Raw genomic sequence first — 17,069 nt, 5'->3', positions numbered from 1 at the left:
GCATGAGCTCGCACGCGTCATCCTCGAAGTTGCAGAAACTGGTTCTCGTGACCGGCCCGTCCGGTGCGGGGCGGTCCACCGCGATCAAGGCGCTGGAAGACGCGGGGTACGAGGCCATCGACAACCTGCCTCTGGGTCTGCTGGAAGATCTGGTCACGGTCTCGCGACAGTCCATGCCGTTGGCTCTTGGAGTCGATGTGCGCAACCGCGATTTTTCACAGGCCACGCTTATGGCCGCGATGGAAATGCTGCACCGTACCCCGGGAATTGCCCCCGAGCTTCTCTATCTCGACTGCCAGCCCCGGGTCTTGCAGCGCCGCTATAGCGAGACTCGCCGGAGACACCCGCTGGCCCCCGCCGAAAGCCCGCTCGACGGGATCAACCGCGAACTTGATCTTCTGGAACCCATCAAGGCCAGCGCTGACATTCTGATCGACACGAGCGAGCTCACCCCACATGCACTGCGCACGGAGATCGAACGCTGGTTCGTATCCGAAGGGGCGCCGCGCCTTGCCCTGACGGTGCAGTCTTTCAGCTATAAACGCGGGCTGCCCATGGGGGTGGATACCGTGTTTGACTGCCGCTTCCTGCGCAACCCGTATTGGAACCCTGACCTGCGCGGGTTGAACGGCACGAATCCCGAAGTGGCGGATTATGTCGGCGGGGATGACCGTTTTGACCCTTTCATGCAGAAACTGACCGAAATGCTGGACATGCTGCTTCCGGCCTATGTCGCCGAAGGGCGCGCGCATTTCTCGATCGGTTTTGGGTGTACCGGCGGGCAACATAGGTCGGTTTTTGCAGCGGAAACTCTTGCAGAAGCCCTTGCAACTCGGGGCTGGCAAGTGTCAATTAGGCATCGAGAATTGGACCGGCAGGCAAAACGCCTGGAACGGTCGGAATTCGAGGCGCAAGACAAGGATAGTCGGAATTGATCGGGATCGTGATCGTGGCACATGGCGGGTTGGCGCGGGAATACCTGGCAGCCGTGGAACATGTTGTCGGGTCACAATCCGGAATCCGCGCCATCACCATCGAAACCGAACATGACCGTCCCGCCAAACAGGCCGAGATCTGTGCCGCCGCCGATGCCGTCGACAAGGGTGACGGGGTTGTCGTGGTCACGGACATGTTTGGCGGCTCTCCGTCCAATCTGAGCCTACGCGCCTGCGCACCGGACAATCGCCGCATCGTGTACGGTGCCAACCTTCCCATGTTGATCAAGCTTGCCAAGAGCAGGCATTTGTCTGTACCAGACGCGGTGCGCGCTGCATTGGATGCGGGCAGGAAATATATCGACAGCCAGAATATCAATACGGACTGACCCCATGACCCAAAGCGTGACCCGTTCCCTCAAGATCGTGAACGAAAAAGGGCTGCATGCCCGCGCCTCTGCCAAGCTGGTCGAGGTGGTCGAGGGGTTCGATGCCGCAGCCGAAGTGTCCAAGGATGGCTTGAGTGCTTGCGGAGACAGTATTATGGGATTGCTGATGTTGGCAGCGTCCAAGGGAACGATGATCGAGGTGGAAACCTCGGGTCCCGATGCGGCGCCGCTGGCGGACGCAATCGAGGCGCTGGTGGCCGACAAGTTCGGCGAAGGCGTCTGACGCCCGAAACGCGGGCGGAGAATGGGAACATGGACGTGTCACAGACCGCACAGGATCAGGAAGTGGCTGCACAGCAGCAACAGGGCGAGGTATATGACCGCCGCACGCTGACCTATGCCAACAGCTTTGATGACCGCTGGACGTCATTCGTGATCAAATCCATCGAATGGATGACGGGCAAGTTCCGGATCCTGCGGATGGTCAACCAGTTCGAAAAGAACAATGCCGAATACCGCGGTCAGAAGTTCTGGCGCGGGGCGCTCAACATCATGGGGATCGAGCTTCAGACCCCGCCCGAGCAACTGGCCAATATTCCCAAAGAGGGACCGGTGATCGTAGTGGCGAACCACCCGCATGGTATGGTTGACGGCATGATTTTTGCCGACCTGATTGGGCGCGTCCGCGAAGATTACCGTATCCTGACACGGTCGGTTCTGACGGGGCTTGATGAGGCGGCGACCTCTTTCATGATCCCCGTGCCCTTTCCCCACGACCCGGATGCACAGCGCAAGATGGTCGAGATGCGAGCCAAGGCGATGGAACACTTGGCCAATGACGGGGTCGTGGCGCTGTTTCCGTCGGGTGTGGTGATGTCGTCGGACAGCTGGTTCGGTGAACCGGTTGAGCGCGAGTGGAATGTCTTTACCGCAAAGATGATACGCAAATCCGGCGCGCGCGTGGTGCCGATCTTCTTCCCGGGCTCCAACTCCCGCGCATACCAGATCGCCTGCCAGATTTCGCCGACCCTGCGGCAGGGCCTGTTGCTGCATGAAATTGTGCGGTCTTGCGACAAACCGCAGGCCCCGATCATCGGCGCGCCCCTGAATGACGAGCAGATGGCGCTCTTGGAAAAAAGCCCGCGCCAGTTCATGGCATGGCTGCGGCAGCATACGCTGGATCTCGGGAAACAGTCCTAGTCGCGAAAAGCCCGCATCTGACGCGGGTTTTCTTTTGATGTTGTCTGCGATTTTACCGGGTGGGCAGCGGGGTTTCCCCGCGATAATCATAAAACCCGCGCTTGGTTTTGCGGCCCAGCCATCCTGCCTCGACATATTTTGTCAGCAGCGGGCAGGGGCGGTACTTGGTATCCGCCAGACCGTCATGCAGCACGTTCATGATCGCAAGACAGGTGTCCAGCCCGATAAAATCGGCCAGTTCCAGCGGCCCCATCGGGTGGTTGGCGCCCAGCTTCATCGCATTGTCAATCGACGCCACGTTACCCACACCTTCATAAAGCGTATAGCAGGCCTCGTTGATCATGGGGATCAGGATGCGGTTTACGATAAAGGCCGGGAAATCCTCTGCACTGGCGGCCGTCTTGTCGAGCTTGTGCACGATGCCCAGACAGGTTTGGTAGGTCTCTTCATCGGTGGCAATGCCGCGGATCAGTTCGACCAGCTTCATCAGGGGCACGGGGTTCATGAAGTGGAACCCCATGAACCGCTCGGGGCGGTCGGTGCGGCTGGCCAGCCGGGTAATCGAGATCGACGAGGTGTTCGAGGTCAGGATCGTATGCGGCTGAAGATGCGGCACCAGCGCGTCAAAGATCTGGTGCTTGATGTCCTCGCGTTCTGTGGCGGCCTCGATCACCAGATCGGTTTGCCCCAAATCGGGCAGCTGCAGCGTGGTTGAAATCCGCGCCATGGCAGTGGCCTTGTCCTCGGCCGAAATCAGATCGCGTGATACCTGGCGTTCCAGGTTTTTGTCGATACGGCCCACTGCGGCATCAAGCGCATCCTGGTTGATGTCGTTCATCATGACATCATACCCGGCAAGCGCCATGACATGCGCGATCCCGTTGCCCATCTGACCTGCGCCCACTACTCCGATTGTCTTGATGTCCATGATCCGGTCCTTCTGCCCTTTGGACCTGACCATATGCCCCAGCGTCATGTCGCGGCAAGAGTGCACGTTGCTGAAAACTCGACTCAAAGTGACCCATTAGCGGTTTTGAAAGGGCTTTCAGCGAATCTGCCAGCCGGGTGAGAAAAATTGGTGGGTACTCATGTCCTATTTGAAAAGGGGGAACGGCACCCTCGACTACATGCCGTATCGACTGGCCGAGTCACGTCTGTTGTTTCGTGGCCCCAAACCTGACCTGACCGGTCGTTTCAACGCCTTTCTCGGGGGGACTGAAACCTATGGCAAGTTCATCCCCGAACCGTTTCCGGCGCGTCTGGCGCGCGAGACCGGCGTAGCAAGCGTGAATTTCGGCGTCCTGAATGCCGGGGTGGATGTGTTTCTCGCGACCCCTGCGGTCCTTCAGGTTGCACAGCGGGCGCGGAAAACTGTGATACAGGTGCCCTGCGCGCAGAACCTGTCAAACCGGTACTACAAGGTGCATCCACGTCGCAATGACCGGTTCGTCGGAGCGTCCAACGTAATGAAAATGGTGTTCAAAGAGGTGGATTTCACCGAATTCCACTTTACCCGCCACATGCTTGGGGCGCTGGCGGCGCGGGCGCCAGACAGGTTCACCACGTTACGGACCGAGCTGCAGCAGGCTTGGGTCGCGCGGATGAAAATGCTGATCAACCTGATTGGCGGAGAGATCGTGCTCTTGTGGATGTCCGACCATGCGCCGGATGCGGATCAGGCGGGAATCGACCTTGGCACTGACCCTGTTCTGGTCAATCGGGACATGGTCGAACGGCTGCGCCCGCTCGTGTCCGACATTGTCGAGGTGGTGGCGAGCCCCGAAACCCGAAGCAACGGGTTGGCTGGCATGGTCTGCGGCGAGATGGAAAAGTTGGCGGCGCAACACATGCTCGGGCCTGCGGTGCACAAACAGGTAGCCCAGCGTCTGAAACCGGTTCTGGTCCAATGAAGAAGGGCCCGCCAATTCTGGCGGGCCCTCACAAAAATATGTATCAGAGACTGGGTCTTAGCCCAGTTTCTCGGTCAGTTCCGGCACAGCCTGGAACAGGTCGGCGACCAGGCCAAAATCCGCAACCTGGAAGATCGGGGCTTCTTCGTCTTTGTTGATCGCGACGATGATTTTCGAGTCTTTCATACCAGCAAGGTGCTGGATCGCGCCCGAGATGCCGACAGCGACATAAAGCTCGGGGGCCACAACCTTACCGGTCTGACCAACCTGCCAGTCGTTCGGAGCGTAGCCCGAATCGACCGCAGCGCGCGAGGCACCTACAGCGGCGCCCAGCTTGTCAGCAAGGGTTTCGATCAGTTTGAAGTCTTCTTCCGATCCGACACCACGGCCACCCGACACGACGATACCGGCCGAGGTGAGTTCCGGACGGTCGCTTTCGGCAACCTTGTCTTCGACCCACTCGGACAGGCCGGGATTATCGGCGGCACCGATGGTTTCGACGGCGGCCGCGCCACCGGTCCCGGCGGCGTCAAAGGTCGAGGTACGGAAAGTCACGACTTTCTTTGCATCCGACGATTTGACGGTCTGCATGGCGTTGCCCGCATAGATCGGGCGTACGAAAGTGTTGCCGTCGACCACTTCGGTGGCCTCCGAAATGATCATCGAGTCCAGCAGGGCTGCGACGCGGGGCATCACGTTCTTGGCGTCGGTGGTGGCCGGGGCAACGATGTGCTCATAGCCGTCTGCCAGCGACACGATCAGGGCCGCGGTCGGCTCGGCCAGACGGTGACCCAGCGATGCTTCCTCGGCGACCAGAACCTTGGCGACGCCGTCGATTTTCGCGGCGGCTTCACCGGCTGCGGCTGCCGAAGCGCCCGCGGCCAGAACGGTCACGTCACCCAGTGCCTTTGCGGCGGTGACAGCTTTGGCGGTGGCGTCCATCGCCAGTTCGCCGTTGTTGACTTCTGCGAGAAGAAGAACAGCCATTATACAGCCCCCGCTTCTTTGAGTTTCTCAACCAGTTCGTCGACCGAACCAACCACGATGCCGGCGGCGCGGGCTTCGGGTTCCGAGGTAGACACGATTTCTAGACGCGGCGTAACGTCGACGCCGTAATCGGCGGCGGTTTTCTCGTCCAGCGGCTTTTTCTTGGCCTTCATGATGTTGGGCAGCGACGCATAGCGCGGCTCGTTCAGGCGCAGGTCCACGGTGATGATGGTCGGGGTTGCAACCTTGATGGTTTGCAGACCGCCGTCCACTTCGCGGGTCACAACGGCCTTGTCACCGTCGATGTCTACTTCGGACGCGAAGGTGGCTTGCGACCAACCAAGCAGGGCCGACAGCATCTGACCGGTGGCGTTCATGTCGTTGTCGATGGCTTGCTTGCCGGCCAGAACGATGCCGGGCTGCTCTTCTTCGACAACTTTCGCCAGGATTTTGGCAACGGCCAGCGGTTCGATGTCCTGATGGACGTCGTCAGCCGCAACAACCAGGATCGCGCGGTCGGCACCCATAGCCAGCGCGGTGCGCAGGGTTTCCTGAGCTTGCTTGACACCGATAGAAACGGCTACGACCTCTTCCGCCTTGCCGGCTTCTTTCAGGCGGATGGCTTCTTCGACAGCGATTTCATCGAACGGGTTCATCGACATTTTCACGTTGGCGAGATCGACACCGCTTCCATCCGCTTTCACACGAACCTTCACGTTGTAGTCAATCACGCGCTTTACAGGCACAAGTACCTTCATGGGCGTTGGACTCCTTAATGTGTGTGAGCCGGGTATCCGACTCGACCAAATGCTCTCATGGACGTGATATAATCTTGCGTCTCTGCAAAACAGCGCAAAATCGTCACGTCACAGTCATACGACGTCGCGTTTCCGGGTTTGGCGGCAGTTTTTTGCAAGAATGTTGCGGAAACGAAAATAAACTGACGCAAGGGCAGCGCGGGGTGTCCCCACGTCGCTTTGGCGTAGGGGTTCCCCAACGGGTGATTCCGGTCTTTGATATGGGCAAATCCGAAAGAGGAGATCGGAACAGATGAGCGAAGAGCCAAATGTAGTATATTCGACCGACGGTCACGTGGCCACGATCCGGCTGAACAGGGCCAAAGCCATGAATGCGATGAACGCTGCCACGCGTGCCGACCTTCTGGCGGCGCAACACAAAGCCGAGGCGGATGAGGCGATCCGGGTGGTCGTGCTGACCGGATCGGGAACGTCCTTTACCTCGGGTACCGATCTCAAGGAACTGGGCGAGTTTCGCGGCAAACATGGCATGTTCGATATTTCGGTGCGAGATTACAAACCGATCATCGACGCGATCACCAAGAGCGACATGATCTACATTTCGGCGATCAACGGCGTGGCCGGGGGCGTCGGGTTGTCGATTGCGCTGAGTTGTGATCTGGCTCTTATGGCCGAAAGCGCGACCTGTTTCGCCCCGTTTTCCAACATCTCGCTGGTGCCGGATGGCGGCCTGACCTGGCTGTTGTTGCAGCATATGGGATCGAAACGCGCCTTTGCCGCCATCGCCGAGGCCACGCATATCCCGGCGCAGGACTGTGAAGAGATGGGGCTGGTCAATCGCGTGGTGGCTGATGAGGTGCTGGACGCCGAGGCGGCAGCCTGGGCCGCGTCCCTTGCCGAACGCGCACCGCTCAGCCTGCGCTATGCCAAGCGCATTATGCGCGCTGCTCACACCCAGAGCCACGAGCAAATCGCGCTGATGGAAAGCGAATACCAGAACATGTGCGCCAATTCCGAAGATTCGATGGCGGCGGTGATGGCGTTCATCTCGAAGCAGAAACCGGTGTTCAAGGGACGGTGACGTCTTGGGGGCGCCGCCCCCAAACCCCCGAGGTATTTGGCCCAAGAAAAAGAAAAGGCGCCGGTCCGTGACAGGCGCCTTTTTTGCATTTTTTTTGCAGGATCGCAGCCTAGCGGTTTGCGCCCGGCACCCAGAGAACATCCGCTTTGCCACCGTCATTGGCCATGCGGGCCGCGACGAAGAACCAGTCGCTGAGGCGGTTCAGGTAGGTGATGACATGGGGGTTCACGTGTTCGCTCTGCGACAGTTCCACGGCCAGACGTTCTGCGCGGCGGGCCACCGTGCGGCAGATGTGCAGATGCGCCGACAAGGGCGAACCACCGGGCAGGATGAAGCTGCGCAGCGGGTCGAGGTCGGCATTCATCGTGTCGATTTCCGCTTCAAGCCGTTTGACCTGGGCTTCCACCATGCGTAGCGGCGGGTATTCGGCCTCGGCATCCTTGGCCATGTCGGGGCGGCACAGGTCTGCACCAAGGTCAAATAGGTCGTTTTGGATCATCGACAGGCGATCATCCATGTCGCCGTTGGCATGCAGCCGCGCGACGCCAACCGTAGAGTTCAGCTCGTCCGAGGTGCCATAGGCGTTGACGCGCGCATCGAACTTGGCGACGCGATCTCCGTTGCCGAGGGCCGTGGTGCCCTTGTCGCCGGTGCGGGTGTAGATTTTGTTGAGAACGACCATGGCTTAACCTCCGCGTCGCAGCCAGACGAACAACAGGATCAGCGCGACAGCGACGAATTGCGCGCCAATGCGATAGCGCATGATCCGGTTGGCATGTTTCCGATTGAATTCTCCGCCTTTCGCAAAGCCGCCGATCCCGATCATGAGGATGATCAGCACCCCGATCGTGGCCGCGGCGACGACCCAGAACAAGGGGTCACTGGCAAGTCCGTTGGCATTCATTTTGGGTCTCCTCCGCGGTCGGTCCGGGTCTGGGAAAGGTCACGCCCCTGCTATGTAACAGGGTTTCAGCCCTTGGCAATGATCCAGTCCAGCCAACGTGTCGGCAGAAGGCGTCGGCCCACCCCGCTGATATAGGTGGCGGTGGTCACGTAATAGCGCGGTTTGGGGTGCTTGCTTTCCAGTGCCTTGACCAGTTTCGCGGTCACGGCCGAGGGCGGCAGTTCGAACGGATCGGGCCCCGATGCTTCGTAGAGGCGTTTCAAAAGGCCGTTGCGGTACTGGTCGGCGCGGGCCGAGTTTTCCCAGTCGATCCATTTCTCAAAATGCGGGATCGAGTTTTCGCGGATCTTTGTCGGAATGGGGCCGGGTTCGATCAGGATGACCTCGACCCCTGTGCCGCGCATCTCGATCCGCAGCGTGTCGGTCAGCCCTTCAAGCGCATGTTTGGTGGCCACATAGGCTCCGCGCCAGGGATAAGTGACAAACCCCAGCACCGAAGAGCATTGCACGATGCGCCCGTGCCCCTGCCCACGCATGACCGGGATTACAGCGCGGGTCAGGTCGTGCCAGCCAAAAACATTGGCCTCGAAGATGGCGCGTAGCCCGTCCGTGGGCAGGTCCTCGACCGCGCCGGGCAGCCCGTGCGCGCCATTGTTGAACAGTGCGTCAAGCGTGCCGCCTGTTGCTGCAAGCACGCTGTCGAGACCGGAGCGGATGCTGGTCGGGTCGCAATAGTCGATCCGCGGGCTTTCAAACCCTTCGGCGCGCAGGGTCTCGCAATCGGCCTCTTGCCGGCACGCGGCGAAGACTCGCCAACCGCGCGCGCGCAGCCCGTTTGCGGCGTCATAACCGATGCCGGAAGAACAGCCGGTGATCAGAACGGATTTTGTCGACATGGGCGCCCTTTTCCTGACAGTCGTTGGATTGCTAGGGGAAAAGCGGCGCGGGCTCAATCGGGTTTCAGGAGACCAACATTAGGACGCTGTTTCCAGCAGGCTTTCTGCAACCCAACCGATGCGGCCGGATTCCACAACCCGCAGCTTCACCCAGCCGGACCCCGGGCTTTGCAGCACGACGACCTCTTCCCCACGGGTGAGCCGCGCCAGCACGCTATAGCGTGTGCCGGGCCCGTTGCGCATGTTGATCCGCGAGGCGCGCACCTTGCGCAGGTCTTCCGCCGGATCGGCCAGATCGGACAGAGAGGAAAAAGTCATTTCCGCGCGGTCGCTGTCCGGCGCAGGGGCTGTGTCTGTCAGGCTGAAAAGCGCAGCGCCGGTTGCGTTGGCAAAGGGTTGTGACACAAGCGACCCGTCGCGGGCAGGCGGAGGTTGCACGGGTTGAGGAGTTATGACGGCCTGCACAGCGGCCTGCGGGGGTTCGGCGTGCGCCGAGGCCGGTGTGGCAACGGCGATTGGCACCGTGGGATGAATGTTCGCTTCTGAATTCTTGGTCGACACTACTCGCGCTCCTGCCGCTGTTGCATCGCTTACCGCTTGGGCAGGCACCGTTCTCTGAGCATTTTCTGCAAACCGTTTAGGGGTCTCAGGCGCAAAATCGCTGCCTCCGCTGGCCTCGTAGAAAGCCCAGCCCAGAAAGACAAAACTCAAAAGAACAAAACGCGACATGAACACTCTCCCACCGGGATAAACTAGTCTGCAAAATACGGATTGGTATTTGCAAAATGTATCACATGCCAAACCGATTCCCTTAATGGAAAAAAGAGAAGGATTTTCCCCGTGGCTTTCTTGTTCCCTTCCTCGCTTGGCGATACACCAAGAGCATGACTGATACGATCGACGACGATATTCCCGGAACCGAGGTCACCGAGACGCTGCGCCGCGCCATTGGCGAACGCTATCTGACCTATGCGCTTTCGACGATCATGCACCGGGCTCTGCCGGATGCACGTGACGGGCTGAAACCGGTGCATCGCCGAATTCTTTATGCGATGCGCGAATTGAAGCTGGCTTCAAATGGCGGGTTCCGTAAATCGGCCAAGATATCGGGCGACGTGATGGGCAACTATCACCCGCACGGAGATGCGGCGATCTATGATGCGATGGCGCGTCTGGCACAGGATTTCAACGTCCGCTACCCGCTGGTCGATGGTCAGGGAAATTTCGGCAATATCGACGGCGATAACCCGGCGGCCTCGCGCTATACCGAGGCGCGGATGACCATCGTGGCCGAGGCCCTGCTGGAAGGGCTGAACGAAAACGCTGTCGATTTCCGCGAAAACTATGACGGCACGCTCAGCGAACCGGTGGTCCTGCCGGCCACCTTCCCGAATCTTTTGGCCAACGGGGCCAGCGGTATTGCCGTAGGCATGGCGACGAATATCCCGCCGCACAATATATCCGAACTGTGTGATGCCTGCCTGCACATGATCAAGACACCGGATGTGCGCGACGATACTCTTTTGAACTATGTGCCGGGGCCGGATTTCCCGACCGGCGGCGTGATCGTCGAATCGCGTGAAAGCATCGCGCAGGCCTATCGCACCGGCAAGGGCGGCTTCCGCCTGCGCTGTAAGTGGGAGATCGAAGACCTTGGCCGTGGCCAATGGCAGATCGTGGTCACCGAAATTCCCTATCAGGTGCAGAAATCCAAGCTGATCGAGAAGATCGCGGAACTGATCCAGACCAAGAAAGTGCCGATCCTGGCCGACATCCGCGATGAATCGGCCGATGATATCCGGATGATTCTGGAACCCCGCTCCAAGAACGTGGACCCCGAAGTGTTGATGAACATGATGTTCCGCAACAGCGATCTGGAGACGCGGTTCAGTCTGAACATGAACGTGTTGATCGACGGGGTCACGCCCAGGGTTTGTTCGATGAAAGAGGTGCTGCGCGCCTTCCTCGACTTCCGCCGCGAGGTGTTGATCCGCCGCTCGCAGCACCGGATGGAGAAAATCGATCACCGTCTCGAAGTGCTGGAAGGGTTCATTATTGCCTTCCTCAACCTTGACCGCGTGATCGACATCATTCGCTATGACGACGCTCCCAAACAGGCCCTGATGGCTGAAAACTGGGGGGTGGACCATGTGCGGGCGACCTCGGAATCCGATTATGTGTCGCCGCTGCCAGCTGTAGAGGGGGCAGGCGAACTGTCCGAGGTACAGGCCGAGGCCATCCTCAACATGCGCCTGCGCAGCCTGCGCCGTCTCGAAGAACTCGAACTGATCCGCGAACGCGATGCCCTGATGGAAGAGCGCGCCGGGTTGGAAGACCTGCTGGCCAGCGAAGATCTGCAATGGGGCCGGATCGCCGAACAACTGAAAGAGGCCAAGGTCCAGTTCGGCAAAAACTACGAGGGCGGCGCGCGACGGACCGTCTTTGCAGAGGCGGGCGAAATCGAAGAGGTGCCGCTCGAAGCGATGATCGACAAGGAGCCGATCACTGTGGTCTGTTCGCAAATGGGCTGGGTGCGGGCGATGTCGGGCCATATCGACCTCAACCGCGAGCTGAAGTTCAAGGATGGTGACGGTCCGCGCTTTATCTTTCATGCCGAAACAACCGACCGGTTGCTGGTGTTCGGGTCGAACGGGCGGTTCTACACGGTCAGTGCCGCCAACCTGCCCGGGGGGCGGGGCATGGGCGAACCCCTGCGCCTGATGGTCGACCTGCCGAACGAGGCCGAGATTGTGGATATCCTGATCCACAACCCCGAGAACAAACTGTTGGTGGCATCCTCTGCGGGCGACGGATTCGTCGTGGCCGAAAAGGACGTGATCGCGCAAACCCGCAACGGCAAGCAGGTGCTCAACGTCAAGGACGACATCAAGGCCAAGATTTGCATCCCGGTTACCGGCGATCACGTGGCCGTGGTGTCGGAAAACGGCAAGTTCCTTGTGTTCCCTGTCGAAGAACTGCCCGAGATGGGCCGCGGCAAGGGCGTGCGCCTGCAGAAATACAACATGGCACGCGGGCGTCAGGGCACGCTCGAACTGGACGGTGGCCTGTCGGATGTCACCACCTTCAACTGGGCCGAGGGGCTGAGCTGGGAAATGGGGGGGGGCAAGACGCGCACCGAACCGGACATGTCCGAATGGCTGGGCAAACGCGCTGGCGTCGGGAAAAAACCGCCTTATGGATTCCCGCGCAGCCACAAGTTTACCTGAAATGCGTGACGCGGCGCACACTCGGGCCGATATTATCCATACCAAATCCTTGGGAGTGTTCTGATGGACCGCTCGCCGTGGAACCGGGGATTACGCGACACACCCGACACTCTGTCCGATCCCATTGCGCCGGAGGCGTCTCAGGATGTTTATGACGATCTTGAGGTATTGGACGGTGCCTTTGCAGGGCAGCGGGGCGCGGTGTTCGGGCTTGCTGCGAAAACTGGTGTCCTGACCGTTCTGACACTCGGCATCTATCGGTTCTGGATGAAAACCCGCCTGCGCCGCTGGTACTGGTCGTCGGTCAGGGTGGGCGGCGTGCCTGCCGAATATGTGGGCGATCCGCTGGAAAAACTGCTGGGCTTCCTGATCGCGGTTGCCTTCCTGGCCTTCTATATCGGCATTGTGAACCTGTTGCTGATGTTCCTCAGTTTTTCCTTTTTCGAGGACAGTTTCGTTGCCTACTTGCTCAGCTTTGCCGGTGTCGTGCCGCTCTGGTTCTATGCCCGTTACCGCGCACGGCGCTATGTTCTGGGCCGCACCCGCTGGCGCGGGATCCGCTTTGGTCTGGATCAGGGCGCTTGGGGTTATGCCGGACGTGCGCTCTTGCACTGGGGCCTCACGATCCTGTCGCTGGGCCTTTTGTGGCCGCGCATGACCTTCTTGCTTGAGAAGTACAAGACCGACCGGACGTGGTTCGGCAACACGCCCCTTGAACAGGATGGGCGCTGGACGCTGCTCTATCCCGCAACGAAACATGTGGCGATTGCCCTTGTGATTGGCGCGGTCGCGGCGGTGCTGCTGGTGAACGACAACATCTGGGGGATCACGCTGGCCTGTATTGCGACTTGCTGGCTGGGCTACGGGGTGGTGTTCTACCGCGTCCGTTGCTGGGAAATCTTGACCAACCACAAGCGCGCCGGTGATATCGTCTTGCGGGCCACGCCGCGCCCGGGACGAGTGTTCTGGATCTATGTGCTGGGCTATGGGCTCAGCGGTTTTGTCGCCTCGGTCCTTCTGGTGCCGTTGGTGATCGTCGGGCTGGCATTCGTCGGAGGAGTCGACGCGCTCGCGAACGGGCAGTTGGAACAGGTGAGTGACTGGGCGACATGGATGCTGACGCTGATTTCGGTCGGGTTCTATTTCGCCGTGTTTCTGGCGTGGGGCGCGATGACCCATGCCTTCGTGACCATGCCGCTCTGGCGTCACTATGCCGAAACCCTGACCGTGATTCATCCCGGATCGCTTGACCGCATTGCCCAACGCGACCGCGACGCCTTTGCCGAGGCCGAGGGCTTTGCCGAGGCCCTTGATCTGGGGGGCGCGATATGAGGTCTGTCATCCCAAGGATTTCCCGCGACGGAGACCTGCGCCCCGATGCCGAGGCGCTGTATTTCGACGGGCATTCGGCGCGTCCCCACAAGGTGGGCCTTTGGATCGACCATGCAACGGCCACGCTTGCGCTGCGCGGTCATGGCGTGGATTTGTCGTGGCGGCTGTCGGATCTGCGGCAGGTGCCGGACCAGGCCGGGGCAGGGGAACTGGTGTTCGGGTCGGTCGCAGCCCCGCTGGCACGGGTGCAATGTGCGGATCGGGATTTTGTCAGCCGGATGCCGCACTTGCGCGCCTACCGTCCAAGACTGTCTCGCTGGCGGCTTTGGAAATGGGCAGGGTTGGCTCTGTCTTCGGTCGCCGTCATCATTCTGGTGCTGATCCCACTGATGGCGAACCAACTGGCCACCCTGATCCCCGAAGACGGAGAGCGCGCGCTGGGCGAGGCCACACTGGAACAAATCCGCTCTACACTCGATGCGTCGGGGGCCGCCCCTTTGCCGTTTTGTGAAAACCCCGCCGGTCTGGCCGCGCTCGAAAAAATCGAAACCCGTCTGGCCGCTGAAGATATCACCCTGACGGTTCGGGTGCTGGATCATGATATGGTCAATGCCTTCGCGCTTCCGGGCGGGCATATCGTGTTCTTCCGTGGCCTGATCGAAGCCGCCACCAAACCCGAGCAACTGGCCGCCGTGTTCGCGCATGAAATGGGGCATGTTGTGTCCCGCGACCCCACGCGCCATGCCCTGCGCTCGGCAGGGTCAATCGGGATTCTGGGGCTTTTGTTCGGCGATTTTGCGGGGGGCGCGCTGGTGCTGTTCCTGACCGAACAATTGATCGAGGCCCGCTATAGTCAGGACGCCGAAACCGCGGCTGATATCTTTGCCTATGATGTGCTTCTGAATGCAGAAATCGCCCCGTCAGCCATGGGTGACATGTTTGAAACCTTCCGCGCACGGTTCGGCGATATCGACGGGGTGCAGGCCCATTTCCTGTCGCACCCCAAGTTGAGCGACCGGATCGACGCGGCGCGCGCGGCCACACCGCAGGGGTTCAAAGCCCGTCCGCTTTTGTCGGAACAGGAATGGCAGGCCCTTCAGGCGATCTGCGACTGACCGATGCGCGCGCCTATACCCGGCGGGCCGTCAGCCAGACGCCGGTGTCGGGGCGTAGTGTCAGGATCATCACCGGCTCCGGCGGGCGCCCCGGTACCAACTCGAACTCAAAATTCTGAAGCAGCGTGGCTAGGATCAGCACCGCCTCCTGAATGGCGAAACTCGCGCCGATACAGATGCGCGGGCCATCCCCAAATGGCAGATAGGCATAACGGTCGACCTTGGACCGGTCAGCAAACCGTTCGGGATCAAAGGCGTTGGGATTGTCCCACAATTGGTGATGCCGGTGCAACGCATAGACCGGTATCATCACGGTGTCACCGGGCTGAATATCACGTCCGCACAGGACATCGGGCCTTTGCGCCGTGCGCGACAGAATCCCCGCAGGCGGATAAAGGCGCAGCGCCTCGTCCACGATCATCCGGATATAGGTCAGCTTGGCTGCATCCCCGGTTTCCACGTCGCGCCCACCCGTGACACTGGCAATCTCGGCGCGGGCCCTGTCCTGCACCGCAGGATCAAAAGCACAGAGATAGGTGGCCCACGCAAGGGTCAGCGCCGTGGTCTCGTGCCCTGCAACAATAAAGGTCAAAAGATTGTCGCGCAGTTCCGACGTATTCATGCGCCGTTTGGTTTCGGGGTCTTCGCCCGCCAGCAACAGATCCAACAGATCCGGCACGTCCGACGCCCCGCGTTTGCGGCGCGCCTCGATGGCGTCATCCGCGACCTGCTTCATTTGGCCCACCACCGGCCCCGAGGTGAACCGCGACGGGCGCGGCACCCAGTCGGGGATGCCCAGCATGTCTAGGATCGACACCTTGCCCGCCGCGGCGATATAGGCGTCAATCGCACGATGCACGGCGGCGCTGTCAAAGCTGCCTTCGCCTGAAAACGTCACCTCCGAAATCACGTCAAAGGTGGTCCGGACCATCTCATCCAGCAGATCGACAGCGCGGCCCTCGCTTTCAGCGATACGCGCGACGCTGCGCTGGGCGGCCCCGGTCATGATCGGCCCAAGGTTCTGCACATTGCGGTGCGAAAACACGGGCGCGGCGGTGCGCCGTTGCCAGCGCCAATGCGCGTCTTCCGCGATGAAAAGACTGTCGCCGATGGCGGGACGCAGGATGTTCTTGGTCGCCTTGGACTTGGGATAGTTGTCCACGTTCTCAAGCAGTATCCGCCGGATCGCCCCCGGCTCCATCACCATGTGCCAGCGGATTCCGGTCCGCCCCGAGACCATCGGCTGTCGCACGGCCAGTTCCGGCAGAATGGTCAGAAGGTTGCTGCGCGCTGCCCGCAAAGACCCGAGCAGGCCAAGCGGTTCGGTGGCAAACGGGACATGGGCGGGCAGGGTGTTGTTGTCGAGCATGGCGGCCTCCTGGTGAATCAAACATAGGGCGCGCGCCCTGTCCCAGCAAATCGCGGTAGTGTGATTGCGCGGGTGCGTGGCATCGGGTATGCCGCTTTGGACACTTCTTTGAGGAAACCGCGCCCATGCACCGACTTCTTGCCCTTTGCGCCGCTCTGTTCGTTTTGGCGGGTTGCGCCGTGCCGACTTACGAGGTGACGGATCCAAAACTTGATCTGGGTGACTTTGTTCTGGGCCACAATATCGCAGTGACCAAGAACATCACCAAGGGACCGCTCTCGCGCGAGATGTCGCCAGAACGCTGGGAGGCCGCAGTCGAGAACGCGGTCGAGGCGCGGCTTGGACGCTATGAAGGCGACCGGCTGGTGCATCTCGGGATCAACGTCGCGGGCTATGTTCTGGCCCAGCCCGGCGTGCCTCTGGTCATGGCGCCGAAATCCGCGCTGATTCTCATGGTGTCGGCGTGGGATGACCGCGCGGGCAAGAAGTTCAACGCCGAACAGAAAGAGATCGTCGTGCTGGAAACCATCACCGGCGCCTCGATGATCGGCTCGGGCCTGACCATGGACGCGGAAGAGCAAATGGCGAATCTCTCCTATAACGCGGCCAAGGCCATCGAGGCCTGGCTCCACGAGAACCGCGTCTGCCTGACCGACACGGCCACGGCTTCCCAACTGGCTGCTTGCTGGCAGGACAACAAGGACGATCGAAGCCGCGAAGCGATTGAAAACCAATAGCGCGAAGTCGCGCTTGATTTTTGCTGCGCAACACAATATGTCGCGCGCGGTAGATACATTCGGGCCGTTCGGGCCCACCCATTCAACTAGAAGGCGCCTCGATCATGGCTAAGGAAAAGTTTGAACGCAGTAAGCCGCACTGCAACATCGGCACCATCGGTCACGTTGACCACGGTAAAACCACGCTGACCGCAGCGATCACCAAGCAATTTGGTGACTTCAAAGCCTA

At 60.4% G+C, this 17,069-nt stretch carries 19 protein-coding genes; 11 read left to right on the top strand and 8 right to left on the bottom strand.

Going from position 1 to position 17,069, the window contains the following annotated elements:
- Positions 1–2: 2 nt before the first annotated feature.
- From rapZ to WNE31_RS16825, 4 genes are read left to right on the top strand one after another with little or no spacing between them, the layout of a single operon-like run.
- A complete protein-coding gene (gene rapZ, locus WNE31_RS16840) occupies positions 3–935 on the top strand; it encodes an RNase adapter RapZ (RefSeq protein ID WP_349981116.1) in 933 nt (310 codons plus the stop codon).
- Complete coding sequence (locus WNE31_RS16835; protein ID WP_349981115.1) at positions 932–1,324, top strand: PTS sugar transporter subunit IIA; 393 nt, start codon at positions 932–934, stop codon at positions 1,322–1,324. The genes rapZ and WNE31_RS16835 overlap by 4 nt, the downstream gene beginning before the upstream one ends.
- Positions 1,325–1,328: 4 nt before the next feature.
- Positions 1,329–1,607, top strand: a complete 279-nt coding sequence (locus tag WNE31_RS16830) for an HPr family phosphocarrier protein (protein WP_349981114.1) — start codon at positions 1,329–1,331, stop codon at positions 1,605–1,607.
- Positions 1,608–1,636: 29 nt separating this feature from the next.
- Positions 1,637–2,524 carry a lysophospholipid acyltransferase family protein gene (locus tag WNE31_RS16825; RefSeq protein WP_349981113.1) on the top strand — a complete coding sequence of 296 codons (888 nt, stop codon included), beginning with the start codon at positions 1,637–1,639 and terminating at the stop codon, positions 2,522–2,524.
- Positions 2,525–2,576: 52 nt separating this feature from the next.
- Here the strand turns inward: WNE31_RS16825 and WNE31_RS16820 are convergent, their stop codons facing one another.
- Entirely contained in the window at positions 2,577–3,452 is an 876-nt protein-coding gene (locus tag WNE31_RS16820; protein WP_349981112.1) for a 3-hydroxybutyryl-CoA dehydrogenase, read from the bottom strand.
- A 160-nt stretch (positions 3,453–3,612) separates the two neighbouring features.
- On the opposite strand from WNE31_RS16820, the gene WNE31_RS16815 reads away from it, so the two are divergent.
- Positions 3,613–4,434, top strand: a complete 822-nt coding sequence (locus WNE31_RS16815) for a DUF6473 family protein (protein ID WP_349981111.1) — start codon at positions 3,613–3,615, stop codon at positions 4,432–4,434.
- 57 nt (positions 4,435–4,491) lie between these two features.
- Here the strand turns inward: WNE31_RS16815 and WNE31_RS16810 are convergent, their stop codons facing one another.
- Both WNE31_RS16810 and WNE31_RS16805 read right to left on the bottom strand, forming a co-directional pair.
- Complete coding sequence (locus WNE31_RS16810; RefSeq protein WP_349981110.1) at positions 4,492–5,421, bottom strand: electron transfer flavoprotein subunit alpha/FixB family protein; 930 nt, start codon at positions 5,419–5,421, stop codon at positions 4,492–4,494.
- A complete protein-coding gene (locus tag WNE31_RS16805) occupies positions 5,421–6,179 on the bottom strand; it encodes an electron transfer flavoprotein subunit beta/FixA family protein (protein ID WP_349981109.1) in 759 nt (252 codons plus the stop codon). The genes WNE31_RS16810 and WNE31_RS16805 overlap by 1 nt, the downstream gene beginning before the upstream one ends.
- 292 nt (positions 6,180–6,471) lie before the next feature.
- On the opposite strand from WNE31_RS16805, the gene WNE31_RS16800 reads away from it, so the two are divergent.
- Entirely contained in the window at positions 6,472–7,260 is a 789-nt protein-coding gene (locus WNE31_RS16800; protein WP_349981108.1) for an enoyl-CoA hydratase/isomerase family protein, read from the top strand.
- A gap of 109 nt (positions 7,261–7,369) precedes the next feature.
- On the opposite strand, the gene WNE31_RS16795 is transcribed toward WNE31_RS16800, so the two are convergent.
- The 4 genes from WNE31_RS16795 to WNE31_RS16780 all read right to left on the bottom strand — a co-directional run bounded on the left by WNE31_RS16795 (position 7,370) and on the right by WNE31_RS16780 (position 9,789).
- Positions 7,370–7,942 (bottom strand): cob(I)yrinic acid a,c-diamide adenosyltransferase, encoded by a 573-nt coding sequence (locus WNE31_RS16795; RefSeq protein ID WP_349981107.1) that lies wholly within the window; start codon positions 7,940–7,942, stop codon positions 7,370–7,372.
- Positions 7,943–7,945: 3 nt separating this feature from the next.
- The gene (locus WNE31_RS16790; protein WP_349981106.1) at positions 7,946–8,164 is read right to left on the bottom strand and encodes a twin transmembrane helix small protein; all 219 of its coding nucleotides are present in this window, start codon (positions 8,162–8,164) and stop codon (positions 7,946–7,948) included.
- Positions 8,165–8,229: 65 nt separating this feature from the next.
- Entirely contained in the window at positions 8,230–9,060 is an 831-nt protein-coding gene (locus WNE31_RS16785) for an SDR family NAD(P)-dependent oxidoreductase (RefSeq protein WP_349981105.1), read from the bottom strand.
- A 78-nt stretch (positions 9,061–9,138) separates the two neighbouring features.
- Positions 9,139–9,789 carry an SH3 domain-containing protein gene (locus WNE31_RS16780; protein ID WP_349981104.1) on the bottom strand — a complete coding sequence of 217 codons (651 nt, stop codon included), beginning with the start codon at positions 9,787–9,789 and terminating at the stop codon, positions 9,139–9,141.
- Positions 9,790–9,944: 155 nt separating this feature from the next.
- Between WNE31_RS16780 and parC the strand changes: the two genes are divergently transcribed.
- The 3 genes from parC (at position 9,945) to WNE31_RS16765 (ending at position 14,734) form a co-directional block, all read left to right on the top strand.
- The gene (gene parC, locus WNE31_RS16775; RefSeq protein WP_349981103.1) at positions 9,945–12,287 is read left to right on the top strand and encodes a DNA topoisomerase IV subunit A; all 2,343 of its coding nucleotides are present in this window, start codon (positions 9,945–9,947) and stop codon (positions 12,285–12,287) included.
- Positions 12,288–12,350: 63 nt separating this feature from the next.
- Positions 12,351–13,619 carry a YjgN family protein gene (locus tag WNE31_RS16770; protein WP_349981102.1) on the top strand — a complete coding sequence of 423 codons (1,269 nt, stop codon included), beginning with the start codon at positions 12,351–12,353 and terminating at the stop codon, positions 13,617–13,619.
- Positions 13,616–14,734, top strand: a complete 1,119-nt coding sequence (locus WNE31_RS16765) for a M48 family metallopeptidase (RefSeq protein WP_349981101.1) — start codon at positions 13,616–13,618, stop codon at positions 14,732–14,734. Before WNE31_RS16770 ends, WNE31_RS16765 begins: the two co-directional genes overlap by 4 nt.
- A gap of 13 nt (positions 14,735–14,747) precedes the next feature.
- Here WNE31_RS16765 and WNE31_RS16760 read toward each other — a convergent pair whose 3' ends face one another.
- Positions 14,748–16,103, bottom strand: coding sequence for a cytochrome P450 (locus WNE31_RS16760; RefSeq protein WP_349981100.1), 1,356 nt, complete (start codon positions 16,101–16,103; stop codon positions 14,748–14,750).
- Between the two features lie 125 nt (positions 16,104–16,228).
- Between WNE31_RS16760 and WNE31_RS16755 the strand changes: the two genes are divergently transcribed.
- Both WNE31_RS16755 and WNE31_RS16750 read left to right on the top strand, forming a co-directional pair.
- Positions 16,229–16,840 carry a hypothetical protein gene (locus tag WNE31_RS16755; protein WP_349981099.1) on the top strand — a complete coding sequence of 204 codons (612 nt, stop codon included), beginning with the start codon at positions 16,229–16,231 and terminating at the stop codon, positions 16,838–16,840.
- A 104-nt stretch (positions 16,841–16,944) separates the two neighbouring features.
- The coding region (locus WNE31_RS16750; RefSeq protein ID WP_231704078.1) for a GTP-binding protein at positions 16,945–17,069 on the top strand (125 nt) is incomplete at its 3' end.

This window comes from Shimia fortis (assembly GCF_040225985.1).
Classification (GTDB): domain Bacteria; phylum Pseudomonadota; class Alphaproteobacteria; order Rhodobacterales; family Rhodobacteraceae; genus Shimia.
The sequence above is the reverse complement of the archived record's forward strand: the minus strand, read 5'-3'. Positions and strand labels throughout refer to the sequence as shown.

Bases quoted from the DNA above. Each gene is read 5' to 3' on its own strand.
- WNE31_RS16780 (WP_349981104.1), bottom strand. From the start codon at position 9,789: ATGTCGCGTTTTGTTCTTTTGAGTTTTGTCTTTCTGGGCTGGGCTTTC.
- WNE31_RS16830 (WP_349981114.1), top strand. From the start codon at position 1,329: ATGACCCAAAGCGTGACCCGTTCCCTCAAGATCGTGAACGAAAAAGGG.
- rapZ (WP_349981116.1), top strand. From the start codon at position 3: ATGAGCTCGCACGCGTCATCCTCGAAGTTGCAGAAACTGGTTCTCGTG.
- WNE31_RS16795 (WP_349981107.1), bottom strand. From the start codon at position 7,942: ATGGTCGTTCTCAACAAAATCTACACCCGCACCGGCGACAAGGGCACC.
- WNE31_RS16800 (WP_349981108.1), top strand. From the start codon at position 6,472: ATGAGCGAAGAGCCAAATGTAGTATATTCGACCGACGGTCACGTGGCC.
- WNE31_RS16760 (WP_349981100.1), bottom strand. From the start codon at position 16,103: ATGCTCGACAACAACACCCTGCCCGCCCATGTCCCGTTTGCCACCGAA.
- WNE31_RS16810 (WP_349981110.1), bottom strand. From the start codon at position 5,421: ATGGCTGTTCTTCTTCTCGCAGAAGTCAACAACGGCGAACTGGCGATG.
- WNE31_RS16755 (WP_349981099.1), top strand. From the start codon at position 16,229: ATGCACCGACTTCTTGCCCTTTGCGCCGCTCTGTTCGTTTTGGCGGGT.
- WNE31_RS16785 (WP_349981105.1), bottom strand. From the start codon at position 9,060: ATGTCGACAAAATCCGTTCTGATCACCGGCTGTTCTTCCGGCATCGGT.
- WNE31_RS16825 (WP_349981113.1), top strand. From the start codon at position 1,637: ATGGACGTGTCACAGACCGCACAGGATCAGGAAGTGGCTGCACAGCAG.
- WNE31_RS16765 (WP_349981101.1), top strand. From the start codon at position 13,616: ATGAGGTCTGTCATCCCAAGGATTTCCCGCGACGGAGACCTGCGCCCC.
- WNE31_RS16805 (WP_349981109.1), bottom strand. From the start codon at position 6,179: ATGAAGGTACTTGTGCCTGTAAAGCGCGTGATTGACTACAACGTGAAG.
- WNE31_RS16820 (WP_349981112.1), bottom strand. From the start codon at position 3,452: ATGGACATCAAGACAATCGGAGTAGTGGGCGCAGGTCAGATGGGCAAC.
- parC (WP_349981103.1), top strand. From the start codon at position 9,945: ATGACTGATACGATCGACGACGATATTCCCGGAACCGAGGTCACCGAG.
- WNE31_RS16815 (WP_349981111.1), top strand. From the start codon at position 3,613: ATGTCCTATTTGAAAAGGGGGAACGGCACCCTCGACTACATGCCGTAT.
- WNE31_RS16770 (WP_349981102.1), top strand. From the start codon at position 12,351: ATGGACCGCTCGCCGTGGAACCGGGGATTACGCGACACACCCGACACT.
- WNE31_RS16790 (WP_349981106.1), bottom strand. From the start codon at position 8,164: ATGAATGCCAACGGACTTGCCAGTGACCCCTTGTTCTGGGTCGTCGCC.